General features: G+C 63.2%; 19 protein-coding genes and 1 tRNA gene. 10 read left to right on the top strand and 10 right to left on the bottom strand.

The window, feature by feature from the left end:
* The first annotated feature begins 15 nt into the window (after nucleotides 1-15).
* Nucleotides 16-2,865, top strand: coding sequence for a class I adenylate cyclase (locus AC56DI_RS01545; protein ID WP_496344639.1), 2,850 nt, complete (start codon nucleotides 16-18; stop codon nucleotides 2,863-2,865).
* Between the two features lie 12 nt (nucleotides 2,866-2,877).
* On the opposite strand, the gene rnk is transcribed toward AC56DI_RS01545, so the two are convergent.
* From rnk to AC56DI_RS01525, 4 genes are all read right to left on the bottom strand, one after another.
* A complete protein-coding gene (gene rnk, locus AC56DI_RS01540) occupies nucleotides 2,878-3,285 on the bottom strand; it encodes a nucleoside diphosphate kinase regulator (protein WP_324519264.1) in 408 nt (135 codons plus the stop codon).
* 266 nt (nucleotides 3,286-3,551) lie between these two features.
* Entirely contained in the window at nucleotides 3,552-3,767 is a 216-nt protein-coding gene (locus tag AC56DI_RS01535; RefSeq protein ID WP_496344638.1) for a DUF1289 domain-containing protein, read from the bottom strand.
* Nucleotides 3,748-4,080, bottom strand: a complete 333-nt coding sequence (cyaY, locus tag AC56DI_RS01530) for an iron donor protein CyaY (protein ID WP_496344637.1) — start codon at nucleotides 4,078-4,080, stop codon at nucleotides 3,748-3,750. Before cyaY ends, AC56DI_RS01535 begins: the two co-directional genes overlap by 20 nt.
* 26 nt (nucleotides 4,081-4,106) lie before the next feature.
* Complete coding sequence (locus tag AC56DI_RS01525; RefSeq protein ID WP_496344636.1) at nucleotides 4,107-5,156, bottom strand: AraC family transcriptional regulator; 1,050 nt, start codon at nucleotides 5,154-5,156, stop codon at nucleotides 4,107-4,109.
* A gap of 163 nt (nucleotides 5,157-5,319) precedes the next feature.
* Between AC56DI_RS01525 and lptM the strand changes: the two genes are divergently transcribed.
* The 6 genes from lptM (at nucleotide 5,320) to AC56DI_RS01495 (ending at nucleotide 10,212) form a co-directional block, all read left to right on the top strand.
* The gene (lptM, locus tag AC56DI_RS01520) at nucleotides 5,320-5,454 is read left to right on the top strand and encodes an LPS translocon maturation chaperone LptM (RefSeq protein ID WP_324519148.1); all 135 of its coding nucleotides are present in this window, start codon (nucleotides 5,320-5,322) and stop codon (nucleotides 5,452-5,454) included.
* A 14-nt stretch (nucleotides 5,455-5,468) separates the two neighbouring features.
* Complete coding sequence (lysA, locus tag AC56DI_RS01515; protein ID WP_496344635.1) at nucleotides 5,469-6,728, top strand: diaminopimelate decarboxylase; 1,260 nt, start codon at nucleotides 5,469-5,471, stop codon at nucleotides 6,726-6,728.
* Between the two features lie 4 nt (nucleotides 6,729-6,732).
* Nucleotides 6,733-7,563, top strand: a complete 831-nt coding sequence (dapF, locus tag AC56DI_RS01510; protein WP_496344634.1) for a diaminopimelate epimerase — start codon at nucleotides 6,733-6,735, stop codon at nucleotides 7,561-7,563.
* 114 nt (nucleotides 7,564-7,677) lie between these two features.
* The gene (locus tag AC56DI_RS01505; RefSeq protein WP_496344633.1) at nucleotides 7,678-8,394 is read left to right on the top strand and encodes a DUF484 family protein; all 717 of its coding nucleotides are present in this window, start codon (nucleotides 7,678-7,680) and stop codon (nucleotides 8,392-8,394) included.
* A 214-nt stretch (nucleotides 8,395-8,608) separates the two neighbouring features.
* Nucleotides 8,609-9,508: a tyrosine recombinase XerC gene (gene xerC / locus AC56DI_RS01500; RefSeq protein WP_496344632.1), complete on the top strand. Its 900-nt coding sequence runs from the start codon at nucleotides 8,609-8,611 to the stop codon at nucleotides 9,506-9,508.
* Nucleotides 9,505-10,212 carry an HAD family hydrolase gene (locus AC56DI_RS01495; protein WP_496344631.1) on the top strand — a complete coding sequence of 236 codons (708 nt, stop codon included), beginning with the start codon at nucleotides 9,505-9,507 and terminating at the stop codon, nucleotides 10,210-10,212. Before xerC ends, AC56DI_RS01495 begins: the two co-directional genes overlap by 4 nt.
* A 184-nt stretch (nucleotides 10,213-10,396) precedes the next feature.
* On the opposite strand, the gene desA is transcribed toward AC56DI_RS01495, so the two are convergent.
* Both desA and AC56DI_RS01485 read right to left on the bottom strand, forming a co-directional pair.
* Complete coding sequence (gene desA / locus AC56DI_RS01490; RefSeq protein ID WP_496344630.1) at nucleotides 10,397-11,581, bottom strand: delta-9 fatty acid desaturase DesA; 1,185 nt, start codon at nucleotides 11,579-11,581, stop codon at nucleotides 10,397-10,399.
* A 182-nt stretch (nucleotides 11,582-11,763) separates the two neighbouring features.
* Nucleotides 11,764-12,297, bottom strand: coding sequence for an Mpo1 family 2-hydroxy fatty acid dioxygenase (locus AC56DI_RS01485; RefSeq protein WP_496344629.1), 534 nt, complete (start codon nucleotides 12,295-12,297; stop codon nucleotides 11,764-11,766).
* 91 nt (nucleotides 12,298-12,388) lie between these two features.
* Between AC56DI_RS01485 and AC56DI_RS01480 the strand changes: the two genes are divergently transcribed.
* On the top strand, nucleotides 12,389-13,078 hold the full coding sequence (locus AC56DI_RS01480) for a Crp/Fnr family transcriptional regulator (RefSeq protein WP_496344628.1): 690 nt from the start codon (nucleotides 12,389-12,391) through the stop codon (nucleotides 13,076-13,078).
* Here AC56DI_RS01480 and AC56DI_RS01475 read toward each other — a convergent pair.
* Nucleotides 13,075-14,067, bottom strand: a complete 993-nt coding sequence (locus AC56DI_RS01475) for a methyl-accepting chemotaxis protein (RefSeq protein ID WP_496344900.1) — start codon at nucleotides 14,065-14,067, stop codon at nucleotides 13,075-13,077. The two genes, AC56DI_RS01480 and AC56DI_RS01475, sit on opposite strands and share 4 nt — an antisense overlap.
* A gap of 373 nt (nucleotides 14,068-14,440) precedes the next feature.
* Between AC56DI_RS01475 and AC56DI_RS01470 the strand changes: the two genes are divergently transcribed.
* Nucleotides 14,441-17,365, top strand: a complete 2,925-nt coding sequence (locus AC56DI_RS01470; RefSeq protein WP_496344627.1) for an EAL domain-containing protein — start codon at nucleotides 14,441-14,443, stop codon at nucleotides 17,363-17,365.
* 4 nt (nucleotides 17,366-17,369) lie between these two features.
* Here AC56DI_RS01470 and menA read toward each other — a convergent pair whose 3' ends face one another.
* The 3 genes from menA to gabD form a co-directional block, all read right to left on the bottom strand.
* Nucleotides 17,370-18,308: a 1,4-dihydroxy-2-naphthoate octaprenyltransferase gene (gene menA, locus AC56DI_RS01465; protein WP_496344626.1), complete on the bottom strand. Its 939-nt coding sequence runs from the start codon at nucleotides 18,306-18,308 to the stop codon at nucleotides 17,370-17,372.
* A 126-nt stretch (nucleotides 18,309-18,434) separates the two neighbouring features.
* The gene (gene gabT, locus AC56DI_RS01460; protein WP_496344625.1) at nucleotides 18,435-19,718 is read right to left on the bottom strand and encodes a 4-aminobutyrate--2-oxoglutarate transaminase; all 1,284 of its coding nucleotides are present in this window, start codon (nucleotides 19,716-19,718) and stop codon (nucleotides 18,435-18,437) included.
* Between the two features lie 98 nt (nucleotides 19,719-19,816).
* The gene (gene gabD, locus AC56DI_RS01455; protein ID WP_496344624.1) at nucleotides 19,817-21,262 is read right to left on the bottom strand and encodes an NADP-dependent succinate-semialdehyde dehydrogenase; all 1,446 of its coding nucleotides are present in this window, start codon (nucleotides 21,260-21,262) and stop codon (nucleotides 19,817-19,819) included.
* A gap of 370 nt (nucleotides 21,263-21,632) precedes the next feature.
* On the opposite strand from gabD, the gene AC56DI_RS01450 reads away from it, so the two are divergent.
* Nucleotides 21,633-21,709: transfer RNA gene (locus AC56DI_RS01450), tRNA-Arg, on the top strand.
* Nucleotides 21,710-22,070: the final 361 nt, after the last annotated feature.

The following is a 22,070-nucleotide window of genomic DNA, read 5'->3' as shown; positions in this document are numbered from 1 at the left end:
GCTTAGGCTTCGGGTATGACCCGCACCCAAGAAATCCGCCCGGACATCGACGACGGCATCGACCGCAAGGTGCTCACGCAGTTGCGCGGGCGCTTTCTCAAGGTCAACAGCGGGCGTTTGGCGCGTACCCTGCAGGCACTGTCGACGCGCCAGCAGTTGGTGCTCAAGCTGTTGCCTCTGTTGTTTCACGTCAACCATCCGCTGCTGCCGGGCTATGTCAGCAGCCGCACGCCAGCCGGACTGTCGGGCTTCGAGCCAGACGACACGCTGCTCGGCGAAGCCCAGCGCCTGACCCGCTCCTTCACCTACAAGCCCTACCGTGGCAATGCCGCGCTGCCGATTCACGGCCTGTTCCTAATGGGCAGCCTGGGCACCGTGGCCCAGGCCGAGCAGAGCGACATGGACCTGTGGGTCTGCCATGCCCCGAACCTGTCGGCCAGCGCCCTGCAGGAGTTGCAGCGCAAATGCAGCCTGCTGGAAAGCTGGGCGGCCACCCAGGGCGCCGAGGTGCACTGCTTTCTGGTCGACCCGGCACGCTTTACCGTCGGTGATCGCGAAGCCCAACTGACCTCCGACGACTGCGGCACCACTCAGCATTACCTGCTGCTGGACGAGTTCTACCGCACAGCCATCTGGCTCGGCGGGCGCACGCCGTTGTGGTGGCTGGTGCCGGTGTATGAAGAGGCGCGCTACGCCGAGTACACCCACACCCTGCTGAGCAAACGCTTTATCCGCGAGAGCGATGTGCTCGACCTCGGCCACCTGGCGCGGATTCCACCCGGTGAGTTTCTCGGCGCCGGCATGTGGCAGCTGTTCAAGGGCATAGAGTCGCCCTACAAATCGGTGCTCAAACTGCTGCTCACCGAGGTGTATGCCAGCCAGCACCCGCAGGTCGAGTGCCTGAGCCTGCGCTTCAAGCAGGCCGTGTTTAGCAACCAGCTCGACCTCGATGAACTCGACCCGTACGTCGTCGTCTACCGCCGCCTGGAGGAATACCTCAGCGCCCGCCATGAGCTGGAGCGTCTGGAGCTGATTCGCCGCTGCCTGTACCTGAAGGTCGGCAAGAAACTCAGCCTGCCACCCCGTGGACGCAGCAAAAGCTGGCAACGCCTGCTGCTCGAACGCCTGACCGAAAGCTGGGGCTGGGGCCCGCGCGAGCTCGCGCTGCTCGACAGCCGCAGCCAGTGGAAGGTGCGCCAGGCCAGCATCGAGCGCCGCGCGCTGGTCAACGAGCTGACCTACAGCTACCGCTTTCTCTCCGAGTTCGCCCGCAGCGTGCAGGCTGGCAGCATGCTCAACAGCCGCGACCTGGGCGTGCTCGGCCGCCGTCTGTACGCGGCCTTCGAGCGCAAGGCCGGCAAGATCGAATACATCAACCCGGGCATCGCCCCGGACCTCGCCGAAGACAGCCTGACCCTGGTCCATTGCCCCGTGGGCGAGCACAGCAACGAAACCCAGTGGGCGCTCTACAGCGGCAATCTGAATGGCCAGGAATGGCCGGACTTCGCCCCACTCAAACGCACGCGGCAACTCAGCGAACTGCTCGCCTGGTGCCATCGCAACACCATCATCGACCAGGCTACCGGCCTGTCGCTGCACGCCGGCAGTAGCGACCTCAGTGATTTCGAGCTGAGCAAGCTGCTCGACAGCCTGCGCCAGAGCCTGCCGCTGCCCCTGGCGGAAGTCAGCGAAAACGCCCTGCTGCAGGCCAGCGCCCCGACTCGGGTCTTGCTTCTGGTGAATGTCGGCCTCGACCCGCTGAAGCAGCACAGCCAGCTCAACGTGCACATGGCCAGCAGCCGCACCGACGCCCTCGGCTACGCCGGCACGCGGGAAAACCTGGTGCTGAGCCTGGACCAGATCACCCTCAACAGCTGGAACGAACTGCTGGTCAGCCGCTACGACGGCGCCAACGCCATGCTCGATTGCCTGCGCGACTTGCTCAACAGCCTGCCGGCCAAGGGTCCGCGACCAGAGCTGCAGGTGCGCTGCTTCTGCAAGAACCGCGCGGTGGCGATTGCCGAGCGGGTCGAAGGCTTGTTTCGCGACGTCCTTGAGCATCTCGACGCCGCCCAGCCCAGCCGTTACCTGTTGCAGATCCAGCAGCGCTACCACGTGCTCGACCTGCAACCGGGCCGGGTCAGTCATGCGGTGCTGACGGACCTCGCCAGCCTGCTCGAGCACCTCAGCGAGGAGCAGCCGCATTACAGCGCCCTGCACCTGGACAAACACGCCCTGGAAGGCAACGACCTGGCGCTGATCCTGCCCTTGGGACGGCCCGATTGCATTCAAGTGTTTTACCGCCTGCACGGTGATCAGGCGGAACTGAGCGTGCTGGATGAACACAATGCACTGTGGCGCCAACGCCTGCCGTTCCACGACGAACAGAACCTGCTGACCCCGCTGCAACGCTTCCTGCAATCGTTGTTCTACCGCCGCAATGCCCTGTTGGCGCTGGACAGCCAGAGCCTGGCGAGCACCCCGGAGGTGCTCTATTACCAGGTACTGCCAGCGGCACCGCTGCGCGCCCAGGCCATCGAGCGACGCCCCGAGCCACAACTGCCCGGCAGCCGGCCGTTCTATCAGGTGCAGGTGATTGTCGAGCCGGCGGACGCGGGCAACGTGCACGTCACCCTGTACTGCAACCACCGCGAGTTTTCCGAACTGGAATACGCCGGCGATCTGTTTGCCGCCGTGGCCCGCCACATCCTCAGCCAACGCCAGGATGCCGAGCGCTACCCCTGCTACATCACCGACCTCGACCTGTCGCGGGTGCTCGGCGATGGCCGTAGCCAGACCGTGCACTACCTGCGCTACAAGGCCGAACTGGAAGCGGCGCTGAACGCGGCCTTGCAGCAGGCCTGAAACGGCGCGCGATTACAGGCTGTACTGACCGGCCGCTTCGGGCTGATATTCGACCGCCAGCAGGGTCAACTGGATCAGCTTACCGGCGGGCGTTGGCCAATCGATGTGCTGGCCCACCGTCAGCCCCAGCAAGGCACTGCCAACCGGCGCGAGGACCGACACCGTTCCGGCCGGGCCGGCATCCTGTGGGTAGACCAGGGTCAGGTGATACTCCTTGCCGCTGCCCTCGTCGCGGCAGAACACCCGCGAATTCATGGTCACCACGCCCGCCGGCACCTCGTCGTGGCCAACCACGTTGGCGCGCGCCAGCTCCTGCTCCAGGGCCTCGACGCCGGGCGTTACGTCTTGCAGGCTGGCGAGCACGCGCTCCAGGCGCTGCAGGTCCAGACGGGTGATGGTGATTGAGGGTGCGCTCATGATGGCGGCCTAGCTCCTTGGGTTCGGGATAAAAAGCAAAAACCCCGACCGGACGGGCCGTGCATTGACCTCAAGAGCAGCCGTTGTGCAGGCCAATCGCGGCGATTGAAACGTTTGCCGACACACATCGGCACGCCTCATCACACCACGACTCAACACCGCATAACCGCGCGCGTCAGGTTTACACAACCAGCGAAGACGGGGTTCTGGGTGGCCTCACACACGCAAGGCCTGGTCCGACCGTATCACAGCAGAACAAATAAACAAGGCTAGTAAGTGCCGCCCCAAGACGGGCGCACGCGGCCCTCGGCGAGCTGGCAGATGGTGCGGCGGCGCTCATCGCTGGCACCGCCCCACTCGAGAATCTCGGCCAGCAGACGGCCGCAGCCCAGGCATATTTCCTGTTCGTCCAGACAACAGCGCCGGCGGCACGGTGAGGCCACCGGGCCGCTCGGCGACGGGCTGTCAGAGCTCTTCGAACTCAAGGTCGAGACCTGCTTGCTCAAGGGTGATGCGCGCCAGCATCTCGCCCAGCAATTCGGCGCTGGTGTCGCAGATCCAGCGCTCGCTGGCCTCGTCGTAGTCGAAGTGAAAACCGCCGGAGCGGGCGGCCAGCCACAGCTGGCGCAAGGGTTCCTGGCGACTGAGGATCACCTGGCTACCGTTCTCGAAACGCACGGTCAGCACGCCAGCGGAGTTTTCCAGATCGAGGTCCAGATCACTGTCATCGAACACGTCCTCCACCGCCAGTTGCGCGGCATCGACCAGATCGTGAAAGCGGGCTTCGGTCAAACTCATTACAACGTCCTCGGACAAATGATCTTTCAGTGAATCGCCTTGGCCAGCAGGCCGCGACGGAAATCGCCCGGGCTCTGCCCGGTCCAGCGCCGGAAGGCGCGGGCCAGCGAACCGGCCTCGCTGAAGCCGACCAGAAAGGCGATATCAGCCAGCTCCAGCGCCGGATCGCGCAGATAATGCAGCACCAACTGCTGGCGTGTCTCGTCCACCAGTTGACTGAAGCTTAAACCGGCCTCGCGCAGACGCCGCTGCAAAGTCCGCGGACTGAGGGCCAACCCGGCGGCCAGGCGCTCCAGATCAACACCCTCGCGGTCCAGTTGCGTGGCCAACAGGGTGCGCGCCCGCTCCAGCACGCTGTCACCCTGACGGATCACCGCCAGCTGCCGTTCGGCATAGGCATCCAGCATCCGCCGCATCTCGGCATCGGCCTGGCCTAGGGGCGTGCTGAGCAAGCGTTTGGGATAAACCAGGGCATTGTCGGCCTGGTCGAACAGCACCGGGCAGCGAAAGATGCGCAGGTGCTCGCTGATATCCGCCGGCGCAGGGTGTTGAAAGCGCACTTCACTGGGCTCGCTGTCGAGCCCGCTGACCCAGCGCCCGAAGGACACCCAGGCAGCCAGGGTTTCTTCGCTGCAATGCCGCTGCAGTTGCGGTAACAACGGCTGCCAGCGGTGCGCCACCTGGGCTTCCAGGCCGGGACGGGGCGGCTCATCGAGCAGTTCGACCTGACCAAGGCTACCCACCAGCACCGCATAACGGGCTTGCCGGTGCAGGGCATCGCCGAGGGTCGCGCAACTCATGATCAGGTAACCGAGCACACCGTAATAACCGGGGCGCACCGCTTCGCCCAAGTGCAGACCGAGGTTTTGATCGCCGCTCAAACGCAGGCCGTGACCCAGCAATTGCAGGTAGGTACTGGCAGCGATGCGCTGCTCGCGCTGGGCCAGAATCGCCGGCTCCAGCTGCACCAGCGCCAACAAGGCGGCCGGGTCTAGGCCCTGGCGCCCGAGGTAATCGAGCAGGCCCTGCAGGTAGGCCACCGAAACAGAACCGGCAAGCGGCGTGGGACTGGACATGCAGACTCCAAGGTTGACCTGTGTAGCCAGGCCATAGGTAACCACCCTAGCAGACCCCGGCGACACGCCAAAAGCCCCGCCGGACGGGAGCCGCGGCGCATAGGCAAGGCGCCGGGGGGCCGGTATACTCCGGCGCAATTACTGCTTTGACAAGGATTTTGCCATGAAGCGCCTGCTGCTTCCCCTAGTTGCTCTTGTTGTGCTCTCGGCAGCACTCGCCGGCTGCGGCCAGAAAGGCCCGCTGTACCACCCGGATGATGAAAAAGCCGCCAAGCAGCACGAAAAAGACGTCTACTGATTTCGGGGGTTTCCATGCAAGCTTTTACCAGCCGCGACGGCCAGCTGTTCGCGGAGGGCGTGGCCCTGTCCGCCATTGCCGAGCGCTTCGGCACGCCGACTTACGTCTATTCGCGCGCCCACATCGAGGCCCAGTACCGTGCCTATGCCGACGCCCTGCAGGGCATCGAGCACCTGGTGTGCTTTGCCGTCAAAGCCAACTCCAACCTCGGCGTGCTGAATGTCCTGGCCCGCCTCGGCGCTGGCTTCGACATCGTTTCCCGCGGTGAACTGGAGCGCGTACTGGCCGCCGGTGGCAAACCAGAAAAGATCGTTTTCTCCGGCGTTGGCAAGAGCCGCGATGACATGCGCCGCGCCCTGGAAGTGGGCGTGCACTGCTTCAACGTCGAGTCCACCGACGAGCTGGAGCGCCTGCAACTGGTCGCCGCCGAACTGGGCGTACAGGCGCCAGTCTCGCTACGGGTCAACCCGGACGTCGATGCCGGCACCCACCCGTACATCTCCACGGGTCTGAAAGAAAACAAGTTCGGCATCGCCATCAGCGATGCCGAAGCTGTGTATACCCGCGCCGCCGCCCTGCCGAACCTGCAGGTGCTGGGTGTCGATTGCCATATCGGCTCGCAGTTGACCACCTTGCCGCCGTTCCTTGACGCCCTCGACCGCCTGCTGGCGCTGATTGACCGCCTGGCCGCGCGCGACATCCACATCCGTCACCTCGACCTCGGTGGCGGCCTGGGCGTGCAATACCGTGACGAGCAACCGCCGCTGGCCGGCGACTACATCGCCGCCGTGCGCGAGCGAATTGCCGGTCGCAGCCTGGCCCTGGTGTTTGAGCCGGGTCGCTCGATCGTCGCCAATGCCGGCGTGCTGCTGACCCGCGTCGAGTACCTCAAGCACACCGAACACAAAGACTTCGCCATCGTCGATGCGGCGATGAACGACCTGATCCGCCCAGCCCTGTACCAAGCCTGGATGGACGTGGTGGCCGTGCAGCCGCGCGACGCCGTGGCGCGCCCCTATGACATCGTCGGGCCGATCTGCGAAACCGGCGACTTCCTGGCCAAGGGCCGCGAACTGGCCCTGGAAGAAGGCGACCTGCTGGCCATTCGCTCGGCGGGCGCTTACGGCTTCGTCATGAGTTCCAACTACAACACCCGCGGCCGCGCCGCCGAGGTGCTGGTGGACGGTGCGCAGAGCTTCGAAGTCCGCCGCCGCGAAAGCGTGCAGGAACTGTTCGCTGGCGAAAGCCTGCTGCCGCCTGCCGCGCAAGGATAAAGCCATGCTATTGCGCTTTACCAAGATGCACGGCCTGGGCAACGACTTCATGGTCCTCGACCTGATCAGCCAGCACGCGCATATCCAGCCCAAGCACGCCAAGCAGTGGGGCGACCGCCACACTGGCGTCGGCTTCGATCAGTTGCTGATCGTCGAGCCGCCGAGCAACCCGGATGTGGACTTCCGTTATCGCATCTTCAATTGCGACGGCACCGAAGTGGAGCAATGCGGTAATGGCGCGCGCTGCTTCGCCCGCTATGTGCTGGACAAGCGCCTGACGGTAAAACGCCAGCTGCGGGTGGAAACCAAGGGCGGCATCATCGAGCTGGATATCCGTAATGACGGCCAGATCGGCGTCAACATGGGCCCGCCGCGCCTGCAGCCGGCCGAGATTCCGTTCGTCGCCGACGCCCAGGCGCTCAGCTATGACGTTGAAGTCGACGGTCAGCTCATCGCTCTGGCCGCCGTGTCCATGGGCAACCCGCACGCGGTGCTGCGCGTCGACGATGTCGACAGTGCGCCGGTGCACAGCCTGGGGGCGAAGTTGGAACACCACCCGCGCTTTCCCAAGCGAGTGAATGTCGGCTTTATTCAGGTGCTTGATCGCCAGCATGCCAAGCTGCGCGTCTGGGAGCGCGGTGCCGGGGAAACCCAGGCCTGCGGCACCGGCGCCTGCGCGGCAGCAGTGGCAGCAATCAGCCAAGGCTGGATGGACTCGCCAGTGCAGATCGAACTGCCGGGCGGGCGTTTATCCATCGAGTGGGCAGGCCCCGGCCAGCCCGTTATGATGACCGGGCCGGCGATGCGCGTGTATGAAGGCCAAGTGCGGCTGTAATGCCGCCGGGCCTGGGTCTGTTCTCGCCACAACGCGGCTTGCGATGAAACGGGAACAGCCCCTACCATCCGGTTTCGCTTTTTTCCTCGCCACGTCGATGACCGAGCAGCAGCCATGACCGAACAACGCCAGGATCCGCCGCAATCCGCCGAGCTGCCCGCGCTGACCGCCGAGCAGGTGGCCAGCTATCTGCACGCTCACCCGGAGTTCTTCGTCGAACGTGACGAGCTGCTCGGCGAAATGCGCATCCCGCACCAGCCGGGCGATGCCGTGTCGCTGGTGGAGAGGCAGGTGCGCCTGCTGCGCGAGCGCAATATCGAGATGCGCCATCGCCTGTCGCAACTGATGGATGTGGCCCGCGACAACGACCGCCTGTTCGACAAAACCCGCCGCCTAGTGCTCGACCTGCTGGATGCGACCAGCCTGGAAGAAGTAGTCAGCGCCGTGGAAGACAGCCTGCGCCGTGAGTTCCAGGTGCCCTTTGTCAGCCTTATTCTGTTCAGCGAAGCCCCCATGCCAGTCGGCCGCTGGGTCAGCAGCGCCGAGGCCCACCAGGCCATCGGCGGCCTGCTGGCCGGCGGCAAAACCTTGTGCGGCGTGCTGCGCAGCCACGAACTGGCGTTCCTGTTCGGTGACGAGGAGCGCGACAGCGTAGGCTCGGCGGCCGTGGTCGCGCTGTCGTTCCAGGGCCTGCATGGCGTGCTGGCCATCGGCAGCCCCGATCCGCAGCACTACAAAAGCTCTTTGGGCACTCTGTTTCTTAGCTACATCGCCGAAGTGCTGGCCCGCGTGCTGCCGCGCTTCGCCACACCGCTCCGCTCCGTCCGCTAAATTCTGTCGCGCGCCGCTGGCCGCTTTCGGGCCGTCAGCTAGCAGGCCGTTGAAAAACGTAGCCGAGGCAGCCAGCGCAAGGCAAAAGCAGGCGAAAAAGCGGAGTTTACGAGCTGTAAATGAGCATTTTGAGACGCCGCGTCCCGGCCTGTTTTTAACGCTGCGATGGCCACGTAGGTAGTTTTTCAACAGCCAGCTAGAGGTCAGGCCCACCATGCACAGCCCGCTCGACGCCTACCTCGAACAATTGCGCTGCGAACGCCAGGTGTCACCGCACACCTTCAGCGCCTATCGCCTGGACCTGCGTAAGGTCCTCGATTATTGCCAGCAAGAGCAGCTCGCCGACTGGCGCGTACTCGACACGCCACGCCTGCGCCGCCTGATCGCCCGCCTGCACCAGCAGGGTCTGAGCGGCAAAAGCCTGGCGCGTCTGCTCTCGGCGGTGCGCGGCTTCTACCAGTACCTCAATCGCCAAGGCCTGTGCAGCCACGATCCGGCCAATGGCCTGACGCCACCGAAGGGTGAACGACGCCTGCCGAAAACGCTGGATGCCGACCGCGCCAAACAGCTGCTGGATGGCAACGTCGAAGACGACTTCCTCGGCCACCGCGACCAGGCCCTGCTGGAACTCTGCTATTCCAGCGGCCTGCGCCTGGCCGAACTGGTGAACCTGAACACCGACCAGCTTGACCTCGCCGACGGCCTGGTGAACGTGCGCGGCAAGGGCAACAAGATGCGTGTAGTGCCAGTTGGCAGCAAAGCCCGCGAGGCGCTGGAACTCTGGTTGCCGTTGCGCGCCCTGGCCAACCCGCTGGATGACGCGCTGTTTATCAGCCAGCAGGGCCGCCGCCTGGGGCCGCGCGCCATCCAACTGCGCATGCGCCAGGCCGGCGTGCGCGAACTGGGCCAGCACCTGCACCCGCACATGCTCCGCCACAGCTTTGCCAGCCATCTGCTGGAATCCTCCCAGGACCTACGCGCCGTACAGGAACTGCTTGGCCATGCCGACATCGCCACCACGCAGATCTACACCCACCTGGACTTCCAGCACCTGGCCACGGTTTACGACAGCGCCCACCCTCGGGCCAAACGCCGCACGAGCAGTGACGAATGACGATTCAACTGATCACCTTCGACCTCGACGACACCCTGTGGGACGTCGCCTCCGTGATGCACAGCGCGGAAAGCACCCTGCGCGACTGGCTGGCCACCCATGCGCCGCAACTCGGCGGCGTGCCCATCGAACACCTGTGGGCGATCCGTGCCCGCCTGCTGGCGGCCGAGCCAGGCCTCAAGCATCGCCTCAGCGCGCTGCGGCGAGGCATTCTTCTGTTGGCGCTGCAGGAGGCCGGTTATTCCGGCCATGAGGCCGAGCAACTGGCCGAAGCTGGGTTCCAGATATTTCTCGAAGCGCGCCACCAGGTCAGCCTGTTTGCCGAGGTGCACCCAACCCTTGAGCACCTGGCCAATCACTACCAACTGGGGGTGATCACCAACGGCAACGCCGACGTGCGCCGCCTCGGCCTGGCCGACTATTTCCAGTTCGCCTTGTGTGCCGAGGAGCTGGGCATCGGCAAACCCGATCCGCTGCCGTTCCAGCACGCCCTGGCGCGCGCCGGCGTAGCCGCCGAGCACGCCGTACACATCGGCGACCATCCCATTGACGATATCGCCGGCGCCCTCGCCGCCGGCCTGCGCGCCGTGTGGTTCAACCCGCTGGGCAAGCCCTGGGGCGATGCGCCGCGGGCCGACGGGGAAATCCGCAACCTCGCCGAACTGCCAGCCCTGCTCGCCAGCTGGCGCCACCCAGCGGCGTAATCGGCCGCAATCCCAGACAACAAAAAGGCTATGTCCGCCTTATGCACTGAGCTGCTGTAGGCGCGGAGGTATCCGCCAAATTCGCGGCTGAAGCCGCTCCTACAACGTGGCGCCAGCGCTCGATAAATCGCCAACAAAAAACCCGCCGGTGCGAACACGGGCGGGTTTTAGTCAGCGAGGCCGATCAGGCGTTGGCTGGGCGCAGCGAGTAGGTCTTGAGCTGTTCAGCAAACTCGCGCAGCGACTGGATGCCACTGGCCTCAGCATCACTGACCCACTGTTTAATGGCGTCGAGCATCTCGTGACCGTTGCTGCTGGTCTTGACCCAGATCTGCTGCAGGGCGATACGCTTTTCGTAAATCACCTTCAGCGCTTGGCTCTCTTCCAACAGACGCTGGATGCGGGCCTGGTGGGTTTCGTCGAGCAGGCTGGTTTCCCGCGACAGCAGGGCCTTGGCCCGACGGAAGTGATGGCGCACGGAGGCGTCGGCCTTGCCCAGCTCCTGTTTGACCAGCGGCGCGATCACCAACTTGCGGTACTGAGCCATGATCTGGAAGCGGTTGTTGAGGATCGCCATGGCGGTGTCCATGTCCAGATTGCCTTTGCCGGCAACCCGGTGGGCGATTGGCGCTACACGCTGCACCTTGGCCAGACCGAAGAAGCTGAACAGCTGAATCCAGGCCCAGCCCATGTCGAACTCCCACGGCTTGACCGACAGCTTGGCCGAGTTCGGGTAGGTGTGGTGATTGTTGTGCAGCTCTTCACCGCCGATGATGATGCCCCAAGGCGACAGGTTGGTCGCTGCGTCGCGGCATTCGAAGTTGCGGTAGCCGATGGCATGGCCCAGGCCATTGACCACGCCCGCCGCCCACACTGGAATCCACATCATCTGCACGGCCCAAACGGTCATGCCGAGCACGCCGAACAGGGCCAGGTCGATGACCGCCATAATGGCGATGCCGCCGACCGGGAAGCGCGAATAGACGTTACGTTCAACCCAGTCTTCCGGGCAATTCTTGCCGTAGATGCGCAGGGTTTCCGGGTTTTCGGCCTCGGCGCGGTACAGCTCGGCACCGGTCAACAGCACGGTGCGCAGGCCCTTGATCACCGGGCTGTGGGGGTCATCCACGGTTTCGCATTTGGCGTGGTGTTTGCGGTGGATGGCCGTCCACTCGCGGGTGTTCTGCGCCGTGGTCAGCCACAGCCAGAAACGGAAAAAGTGCTTGAGCGCAGGGTGCAGCTCCAGCGCGCGGTGCGCCGAATAACGATGCAGGTAGACCGTCACGCTGACGATGGTCACGTGCGTTATCAGCAAGGTCACTGCCAGCAATTGCCACGCCGAAAGGTCGAGCAAACCGTTGTACCACATGGATGAATGGCCTCTTGGAAAGGAAAACGCCGTCACCAGAACAAGCGTTCACTCATTATCTCCGAGCAAGGCACAAATGTCCCGACTGCTTTTCGATAGATGTAGGGGGATATAGACCCAGATCAACCAGTTTGTCCGCCCTGATCGCTGCAGATCGCGACACAGGGCGGACAACCGCGGCGCTACTGCGGCAGCTTGCGCGCCGTCAGATTGCGCAGGCAGGTGGGGCCGGCACGCTCCTCGACAGCGCGGCGCACGTCGTCACGCAAGCCCAGAAGGAATCCGAGCTCGGCCACCACAAACAGCGGACCAACGGCCAGGCCCATAATGTCATCGACGAACGCCGGCTTACGCCCCTCGTAGTAGTGGCCTACAAACTGGATGATCCAACCCAGCACGAAAAGCCCCAGGCCCCAGCCTAGCCACACACTCGTAGAACTTTGCGCCAGATCGGCAGCGAGCCACAGACTGAGCCCCAGCAGACCGCTCATCACCGCGCCAAAGCGCAGGTCGAGACGGCAATAGAACAGCCCCGCCGCGATGGCGGTGAGCAACGCGGGCGAACACCACAGGCCCCACAGCGCCGCCCCCGGCCGCGACAACAACACCGCGACGGCCAGGACGATCAGGGGAATGCCGATGAAATGGGTGGCGATATTGCGCCGATCACGGTGATACGCGGCGTATTGCGCCAGGTGGTCAGTCAGGGTTTTCATTATAGTTATCCGCAAAGGCCATGGGCCCACCATGATGCCCAGCCAGCGGCCGCCAGCTCTGTCAGCCAGGCGACAAACTCGCGGAATGACCATGCACGATGCCCACACCCAACGTACGCGCCTGCTCGGCGGTTACTGGTTCAACGGTTTACCCGTCGCCCTGCAGGACGCTCTGCTGCACGCTGCCAGCCTGCGCCAGCTGAGTGCCGGCCAGAGCCTGTTTCGCCGCGGCGACCCGCCCTGCGGCCTGTATGCCGTACTAAGCGGGGCCATGCGCATTGGCGCGGTCAACCCGGCCGGCAAGGAGGCGCTGCTGACCCTGGTGGAAGCACCCAACTGGTTTGGCGAAATCTCACTGTTCGACAATCAGCCACGCACCCACGACGCCAGCGCCGAAGGCCCGGTGACCTTGCTGCACATCCCCCAGGCCAGCCTGCAGCGCCTGCTCAGCGCAGAGCCGCAGCACTGGCGCGACTTTGCCCTGCTGCTCAGCCAGAAACTGCGCCTGGCGTTTATTGCGCTGGAAGACATGAGCCTGCTGCCGGCAGCACCACGCCTGGCCAGGCGCCTGCTGCAAATGGCCGAAGGTTATGGGGAAAGCAGCCATTCGCGGCGCGTGCTGCAACTGCCGCAGGAACAACTGGCGCTGATGCTGGCCATCTCCCGCCAGACCACCAACCAGATCCTCAAGGAGCTGCAAGCCCAAGGCATTGTGCAGCTGACCTACGGCGAAATCGAAATCCTCGACCTGCCGCGCCTGCAGCAAGCCGCCCAGGCTTAAGCCGCTGGCGTCCCTGGAACAGCACCGGGATTAGCGTCGGCCAGTTGCTGGCTGACGCGCTCGGACTGCAGCAACAATTGTTCGGCGGCCAGCGTCAGTTGCCGGGTCTGCGCTTCGCTGTCCTGAACATCGTCATGCAGCCGCTCAAGGCCGGCCACCAGACTGGCGAGTTGCTGCTGATGAGCCTGACTGCCGGCGCCAAACTGCACCACGTGCGCCTCCAGCGTGGCGGCCAGGGCGGTAATCCCAGCCAGTTGCTGACCGCTCTGCTCAAGCTGCGAGGACGCCTTGGCCTGCGCCAGGTTTTGCGCCTCGATGCGTGCACCAGCGGCCTGACTGCGCTGGCGAATATCGGCAACGATCTGGGTGACTTCCTCGGTCGCAGTGGCCGTGCGCTTGGCCAGGTTGCGCACCTCGTCGGCGACCACGGCAAAACCGCGGCCGTCATCTCCAGCCCGCGCGGCTTCGATCGCTGCATTCAGTGCCAGCAAGTTGGTTTGGCTGGCAATCGACTGAATCACTTGAGTGACCTTTTCGATCTGCTCGGTACTGCTGCTCAATCCCGCCATCAGCTCGCGGCCGGCATCGGCCTCAGCACTGAGTTGCTGCAAGGTGCTCAAGGCTTGCTGCAGACTGCCCTGGCCCTGCGCACTCTGCTCGCGCACGGCACTGACTAGCGTCAGGCCCTGCTCGGCGCGCTGGGCACTCGGCAATTCACTGTCGCCGAGCGCCTCGGCGCCCTGGCGCAGGTGCGCCAATACCTGCAACTGCAGGTGCAATTGATCCGCCAACTGGGCCACGGCAACCGCCTGCTGAGCCGCCACCAAGGCATTGTCGTCGGTACTGCGCGCGAGACTCTGGCGCACCGCGCTGAATGCTGCCACCGCGGCGTCCGGTGGTGGCGCATCCTCGGCGGGACGCTGCCAGGGACCGAACCAGGGCCATAGGGCCAGCAGCAGATACGCCGGGATGCTCAGATGCAGCGGCATCTGCCCCTGTTGATAAACCGTCATCAGAATGATCAGGCCAAGCCCGTGCAGCAGGCACGCTTGGGGATGACGAAGATAAGCGGAACGCATCGGCAAACCTCTTTGAATTGAGCACAACGGCAAGTAACTGCTCGGGCGCACCTGCATTCGAGCACGCCTACCGCGTCACCACCAGAGCCGCGGGCAGCACAGGCACGACAAAGGTCATACAAGGGGCGCGGCTGATCCCATCCAGGGCCTGCGCGAAACACGCAATGTGCAACAGGCCCGGCAGCAAATCCTGTTTCGACTAGAATTTCAATGCGCCTCGGATATCCGCGAACAGCTCATCTAGAAGCTCAGGCGCAGCATTTTCTGCCCCGAGGTTTCGTCCATGACGTCGTCGCGCCCCCTACTTGGCCTGCTGCTAGCCCTGTTGCTGATGGTTGGGGCCCAAGCACATGCCGCGCTGCCCAGCCTCAGCATAGACTCAGCCAACCTGCAGCAGCCGATTGCGCTGCTGCACAGCCAGGTACTGGAAGACCCCGATGCCAGCCTTGATGCCGCCCACGCAATGGCCCAACTGCGTAGCGGCGGCGTGCGGCAACAGGGCAACCCACGCCTGGGCTATTCCGGCAGCACTTGGTGGATCGCCTTTAGCCTCAACAACCCCGGCCGCGAAGCCCTGTCACTGGTGATCGACAACCCCTTTGTCGACAACGCCCAGCTGTGGGTCAGTGCGCCTGAATCGAGCCCACCCGCAGCACTGCTAGCAGCCGCCCAGGCCGGTGACCTTCAGCCGTTCAGCGCCCGCAGCGAGCCTTATCCGAACTTTATCCTGCCGTTGCCGGCGCTGGAGGCCGAGCGCGTTGACGTGCTCCTGCGCGTCAGCAGCAGCAGCGCCCTCAACCTGCCACTGGCCCTCGTCTCTGCCACCAGCAGTAAGCAACTGCTGGTTCGCAGCTGGCTGAAAAGCGGCTTGATCTGCGGCGCCCTGCTGATCATGGCGTTGTTCCACCTGGCCAAATTCAGCACGCTGCGCAACCGGCAGCTGGGCTACTACTGCGCCACCCTGCTGAGCGCCACAGTGTATTACAGCGCCATTCTTGGCCCGATAAACCTGTTATGGCCACACTACCCGGCGCTGCCAACCATCTTGCTGAATCTAGCGGGTGCCGCCACGCTGATCTTCAGCACGCTGTTTATCTGCAACCTGCTGGCGCTGCGTGAACCGCTGCTGCTCTACCTGCGCAATAGCCTGTTTCTGATCATCGGCCTGTGCGCGGCGCCGGCGGTGCTGGGCATCAATGACTATCGCCAGCAGCAGCTGATCAACGTCATATTCCTCCTCAATGGCGTGTTCCAGCTCAGCATCACCCTCTATGGCGTCAAGCAGCGCCGGCCATTCGCCAAGCCGTTGCTGCTGTTGTGGTCAGCGGTGTTCCTGCTGATGATCATCCTGCCGCTGAGCCGCATGGGCGTGTTGCCAAATGTGCCGCTACTCAATGAGCTGAGCATTTACCTGCCCGCCATCAGCTTCTTTATGTTTGGCATCCTCAGCGCCATGCAGCTGGAGCAGGTGCGCATCGACCTGCTGGGCAGCCAGCAACAAGCCATCGGTAATCTGCAGCGCTACCAGGCACTGTTCAATAATGCTGCCGAAGGCATCGTGCGCTGCACCCGCGAGGGCGCCATCCTCGAAGCCAACCCGAGCTTTATGCGCCTGCTCGGCCGCACCACCCGACAACTCAGCCTGGTCGGCCTGCCGATCCAGAGCCTGCTGAAAGCCGCGGACTGGAATCACCTGCTGCTGCAGCTCAGCGACAGCCATCCGACCGCCTGCGGCGAATGCCAGATCCACGATCACCACGGCAATGCCCTTTGGGTGTACCTGTCGCTGTACCTGCTGCCGGACCAAAACAGCATCGAAGCCATCGTCGTCGACATCAGCGAGCGCCATGCCCACCAGGAACACCTGCAAACCCTGGCCAGCCACGATTCACTCACCGGCCTGCTCAACCGTCGCGAGCTGGAGCGCCTGCTGCAAGAGTCGCTGAGCCACCCCGAGCGGCGTCGCTACAGCCACTTGCTGTACCTCGACCTGGACCAGTTCAAGCAGGTCAACGACCTCTGTGGCCACTCCGCAGGCGACCAGTTGCTGCGCCAACTGGCCCTGCACCTGCAGCATCACCTGCCGCGTCATGCCGAACTGGCGCGCATCGGTGGCGACGAATTTGCCGTGCTGCTGCGTGAAGTGGAGACCGCTGCGGCCATGGCCCATGCCGAGCACCTGCGAGCCTGTGTCGAGCAGTTTGTCTTTACCTGGCAAGGTCGACCGTTTCGCCTGTACGTGAGCATCGGTCTCTTGGAGCTGGACTCCGGCGTCAGCGACTGGGAAACCGCCCTGAACTGGGCCGACAACGCCAGCCAACGGGCGAAGAACCATGGGCGCAATCGCGTACACCGCTTCAACCAGGCCGATGGCGCCCTGCTCGAACACCAACGCCAGCTGCAGTGGATCACCCGCTTGCGCGCCGCCATTGAACAGCAACACTTCGAACTGTTCTTCCAGCCAGTGCTGCCCCTGCAGCACGCCCAGGAAGGCTGGCACTATGAAATCCTGCTGCGCTATCGCGACCCGCAAACCGGCGATTGGATTGCACCGGGGCAGTTTCTTACCGCGGCAGAACGCTACGGTTTTCTCGGCGCCATTGATCGCTGGGTGATCCGCCGCCTGTTCGACTGGATGGCGCAAAACCCCCGGCATCTGCAGCAGTTGGCCCAGGTCAACCTCAACCTCAGCGCCTCATCACTGCTGGACAGCGAAGTTCACCAGTTGCTCAAGGACATGCTGGCCCGCCAGCAACTGCCGGCCAGCAAACTGTGCATTGAAGTGACGGAAATGGTGGCACTTGGAGAGCTGGGTGTGTCCTCCGAATGGATCGCCCAACTGCGCGAGCAAGGCCTCAAGGTTGCCCTCGATGACTTCGGCAGCGGCTTTGCCTCCTACGCCTACCTGCGCCATTTACCGCTGGACCTGTTGAAGATCGACGGCAGTTTTATCAGCGGTATCGAGCACGATCCGATCAACCAGACCATGGTGCGCTCAATGCAACAGATAGCCGAGCAACTCGGCCTGAAGACCGTGGCCGAGTTCGTCGAGACCCAAGCCACCCTCGACTGCCTGCGGGAATTGGGCATTGATTTCGCCCAAGGCTATTTTATCGACCAGCCCCGCCCCCTGGAACACCTGGCCGACGGCCGTGCCACCGCCCAGGCCGAAGCACTGGCGACAGGCAGCAGCCAAGCCATCGACTAAAGCCCTAAAAAGCCATACCGCTGTCCAGCCAGGCACCGAAGACAAACAGCCCCACTTGCAACAGCGTCAGCTTGGCCAACCACGGCAACTCAGCATCCAGCTCAGCCTCCGGCAGCCAGCCTAGGCGCTGCCAGGCGCGAACATGGACCGGCAGCAACAGCAACGCCAGCCAGACCCAGCACCCGTCCTGCAGAAAGGCCTGCAGCGCCCAGAGGGCATCAGCCCCGAGCAGCAAGAACAGTTGATAGCGACGGCCGCTGCGCACGCCAAGACGCACCACCAGCGTGCGTTTGCCCGCTGCCGCATCGGCCTGCCAGTCGCGCAGATTATTGAGGTTGAGCACGCCGACACTCAGCAAGCCCAACGCCAGCGCCGGCCACCATGGCCACTGCGGTGCGACGGGCGCCTGCAACGCATAACTGCCGAGAGTTCCGAGCAAGCCGAAAAACACCAGCACGGCCAAATCGCCCAGACCGGCATAAGCATACGGCCGCGGCCCCAAGGTATAAGCCAGCGCCGCGGCAATCGCCAACAGCCCTGCCAACGGCCAAAGCCAGCGCCCCCAGTCTGCCATGGCCGGCCACGCCAGGAGCAACAGCGCAGCCCCACTCAGCGCCGCCAGCAGCCCGCACAGAGCAATCGCCCGACGCATCGCCGCGGGTTGTATCCAACCTTGTTGCATCGCCCGCGGCGGACCGATACGCAAGGGGCCATCGGCGCCATGCAAGGTGTCGCCATAGTCATTGGCCAGGTTGGCGAGGATCTGCAACAAGAAGGTGGTCAGCAACGCCAGCAGGCCGATGCGCCAACTGCCGCCGCCCTGCAAACCCGCCAAGCCACTGCCGAGCAAGATGCAGGCAGCCGCTAGCGGCAGCGTGCGCAGGCGAAAGGCATGCCGCCAGACAGCCAAGTTGGACGAGGGAAACGTGGGAACTGATGACATGCCTAACTCCGTGGACCTGCACGCTAGCCTGGCGTACATGGCCGAGGCCGTCACCGGGCCAGCACTAAAACCCAGGCAAAAAAAGACCCGCCGAAGCGGGTCTTAAAAACGCCTGACTGGTGAGCCTTAGGCGAGTTCGTCGAAGCACTCAGCGACAATGGCCAGGCCTTTGTCCAACTGTGCATCAGGAATGGTGACCGGCATCAGGAAGCGGATGACGTTGTAGTAGGTGCCGCACGACAGCAGGATCAGGCCTTTTTCGCGAGCGCGAACCACGATCTTGCCGACCAGTTCAGCAGCAGGCTTGTGCACGTCGCCGCCTTCGAACAGCTCGATAGCAATCATCGAACCCAGGCCACGGACGTCGCCTATGACCTTGTGCTTGGCCTGAATGGCGCGCAAACCAGCTTTAACGCGCTCGCCCAGAGCGCTGGAGCGCTCCAGCAGCTTCTCTTCGTCAAACACTTTCAATACGGCCAGAGCCGCTGCGCAGGCAATCGGGCTGCCGGCGTAAGTGCCGCCCAGGCCACCCGGAGCGATGGCGTCCATGATTTCCGCCTTGCCGCACACGCCAGAGATCGGGAAGCCGCCGCCGACCGATTTGGCGAAGGTGGTCAGGTCCGGAATCACGCCCAGTTGTTCGGTGGCGAAGAAGGTACCGGTGCGGCCAGCGCCAGTCTGTACTTCGTCAGCGATCAGCAGGATGCCGTGCTGGTCACACAGGGCACGCAGGCGCTTCATAAAGGCTGGAGAGTTGGTGTAGAAACCGCCTTCACCCTGCACTGGCTCGATGATGATGGCCGCGATGTCGCTCGGCTGTGCATCGTTCTTGAAGATGCGTTCGATGCTGGCGATCGACTCGTCTTCGCTCACGCCATGCAGCTCGCACGGAGCCAGCGCACGGAAGATGCCGCCTGGCATCAGGCCCATGCCGGCCGAGTAAGGGACGACTTTACCGGTCAGACCCAGGGTCATCATGGTGCGGCCGTGGTAGGCGCCGGTGAAGGCGATCACGCCAGCACGGCCAGTGGCGGCACGGGCGATTTTTACGGCGTTCTCAACGGCTTCGGAGCCGGAGGTGACCAGCAGAGTCTTCTTGGCGAAGTCGCCCGGTACGCGCTTGGCGATTTCTTCGCAGAGCTCGATGTAGGGCTCGTAGGCCAGCACCTGGAAGCAGGTGTGCGACAGCTTGGTCAGCTGCTCTTGCACAGCGGCAACCACTTTCGGGTGCAGGTGACCGGTGTTCAGTACCGCGATACCGCCGGCGAAGTCGATGTACTCACGGCCTTCAACGTCCCAGACGGTGGCGTTTTCGGCGCGCTCGGCGACAACCGGGTGGATCTGCCCAACACCGCGCGGAACAGCTGCGGCACGGCGTTTCAGGATGGCTTCGTTAGTTTTGCTGGTCATGATGATCCTCGTTGGCTCGACTGCCGAGCCAGGTTACGCAATGTCGTTGTGTATTGAAGCCAGCCCCGCCGAGTACTCGGGCAGGGCTGGCAACCGAATCAGATACCGCCGAGGCAGACGTATTTGATTTCCAGATAATCTTCGATGCCGTACTTGGAACCTTCACGGCCCAGGCCCGAGGCCTTGATGCCGCCGAACGGCGCCACTTCGGTGGAAATGATCCCGGTGTTAACGCCAACGATGCCGTATTCCAGTGCTTCTGCGACGCGGAATACACGACCCAGATCACGTGCATAGAAGTACGAGGCTAGACCGAACTCGGTGTCGTTGGACTGGGCAATCACATCGGCTTCGTCTTTGAAGCGGAACAGTGGGGCCAGCGGACCGAAGGTTTCTTCCTTGGCCACGGCTGCGTTCTTCGGCACATCGACCAGAATGGTCGGCTCGAAGAAGTTGCCACCCAGAGCATTGCCGCCGGCGATAACGCGTGCGCCTTTGCTCACTGCATCAGCGATGTGCTCCTGCACCTTGGCCACTGCTTTTTCGTCAATCAGCGGGCCGGTGGTGATGCCATCTTCCAGGCCGTTACCGATCTTCAACTTGGCCACAGCAGCTTGCAGCTTGGCGGCGAAAGCGTCGTAAACACCGTCCTGCACGTACAGACGGTTGGCGCAGACGCAGGTCTGGCCGGCGTTGCGGTACTTGGACGCCAGCGCGCCATCGACGGCGGCATCGAGGTCAGCATCGTCAAACACGATGAACGGAGCGTTGCCGCCCAGCTCCAGAGAAACTTTCTTGATGTCCTTGGCGCATTCCTGCATCAGCTGACGACCAATTTCGGTCGAGCCGGTGAAGGACAGTTTGCGTACCAGCGGGTTGCCGGTCAGCTCGCTGCCGATGTCGCCTGCGCTGCCGGTCACCACGCTGAGCACGCCTTTCGGAATACCAGCACGTTCGGCCAGCTCCATCAGCGCCAGCGCCGAGAACGGCGTCTGGCTGGCTGGCTTGATCACCATTGTGCAACCGGCAGCCAGGGCCGGGCCGGCTTTACGGGTGATCATCGCGGACGGGAAGTTCCACGGGGTAATCGCGGCGGTCACACCGATTGGCTGCTTCATGACCAGCAGACGCTTGTCCGGTTGGTGGCCTGGAATGATGTCGCCATAGATGCGCTTGCCTTCTTCGGCAAACCATTCGATGAAAGAGGCGGCGTAAGCGATTTCGCCCTTGGCTTCGGCCAGTGGCTTGCCTTGCTCCATGGTCATCAGGCGGCCGAGGTCGTCCTGGTTTTCCATCATCAGTTCAAACCAGCGACGCAGCTTGGTAGCACGCTCTTTAGCGGTCAGGGCACGCCAGGCCGGCAAGGCACGTTCGGCCGCTTCGATGGCGCGGCGGGTTTCCGCAGCACCCATCTTCGGCACGGTACCAATGATTTCATTGGTGGCCGGGTTGTTCACCTTGATGGTCAGGCCACTGTCCGCATCCAGCCAGGTACCTTCGATGTATGCCTGCTGGCGGAACAGCCGAGCGTCTTTCAATTGCATAGCGGTCTCCTTGAGCTCAGCGCAGCGCACTGAGCGGTGTTAATCAGTCGACCGCGCGATGAGTGCTACAGTCGGGATTGCTCGCGCATATGATTGCGCCTGGATGGACCAAGCTCTGCGCCGAACACCCAGAAACGATAGTTCCTTATGCTGTTCGCGCTTTGCCGGCCAAAGCGTTTGAAATCTCAAACGAATCCTAGAGTCCGCGGCGATAAAGGGCAATAGCCTGTGCAGAAAAATTAACAAAACAATCTGAATACACCGTTTTATCAAGCCCATTGCGCCAAGCATACGACTTTCGTTCAATATCATGAACGATATATCCACCATGGACGCACACCCGCTAGATGCGTATGATGGCGGCCGCACTGCACCAGTAGCTCAGCTGGATAGAGTACTGCCCTCCGAAGGCAGGGGTCATGGGTTCGAATCCCGTCTGGTGCACCACATACAAAAAGGCCCCAAGCGCAAGCTTGGGGCCTTTTTTGCTTTTAGCCTGTCGAAACGCTCATCTTAGTCTGCAGAGTTCACCGGCAGGACCGACTCAGCGCCAGTATTTAGCGTGTCTCATCGCGTTCCGCGACCGAAAAATCATTTTTCAGAGCCTCTCCAACGTTCTAACTGGCGCTTATATGCACCGATACGCCCACAATAACCACTTTAATAAGCACATATAACGTCAATCAGAACTTTTCTTCGCGCAAAGACAAACCCCCGACCATCTTACGATGATCAGGGGTTTGGTGTAGAAGCTTGACGATGACCTACTCTCACATGGGGAAACCCCACACTACCATCGGCGATGAAT

It is taken from the genome of Pseudomonas sp. BGA-UO-ETr-WB11 (genome assembly GCF_059567785.1).
The sequence above is the reverse complement of the archived record's forward strand: the minus strand, read 5'-3'. Positions and strand labels throughout refer to the sequence as shown.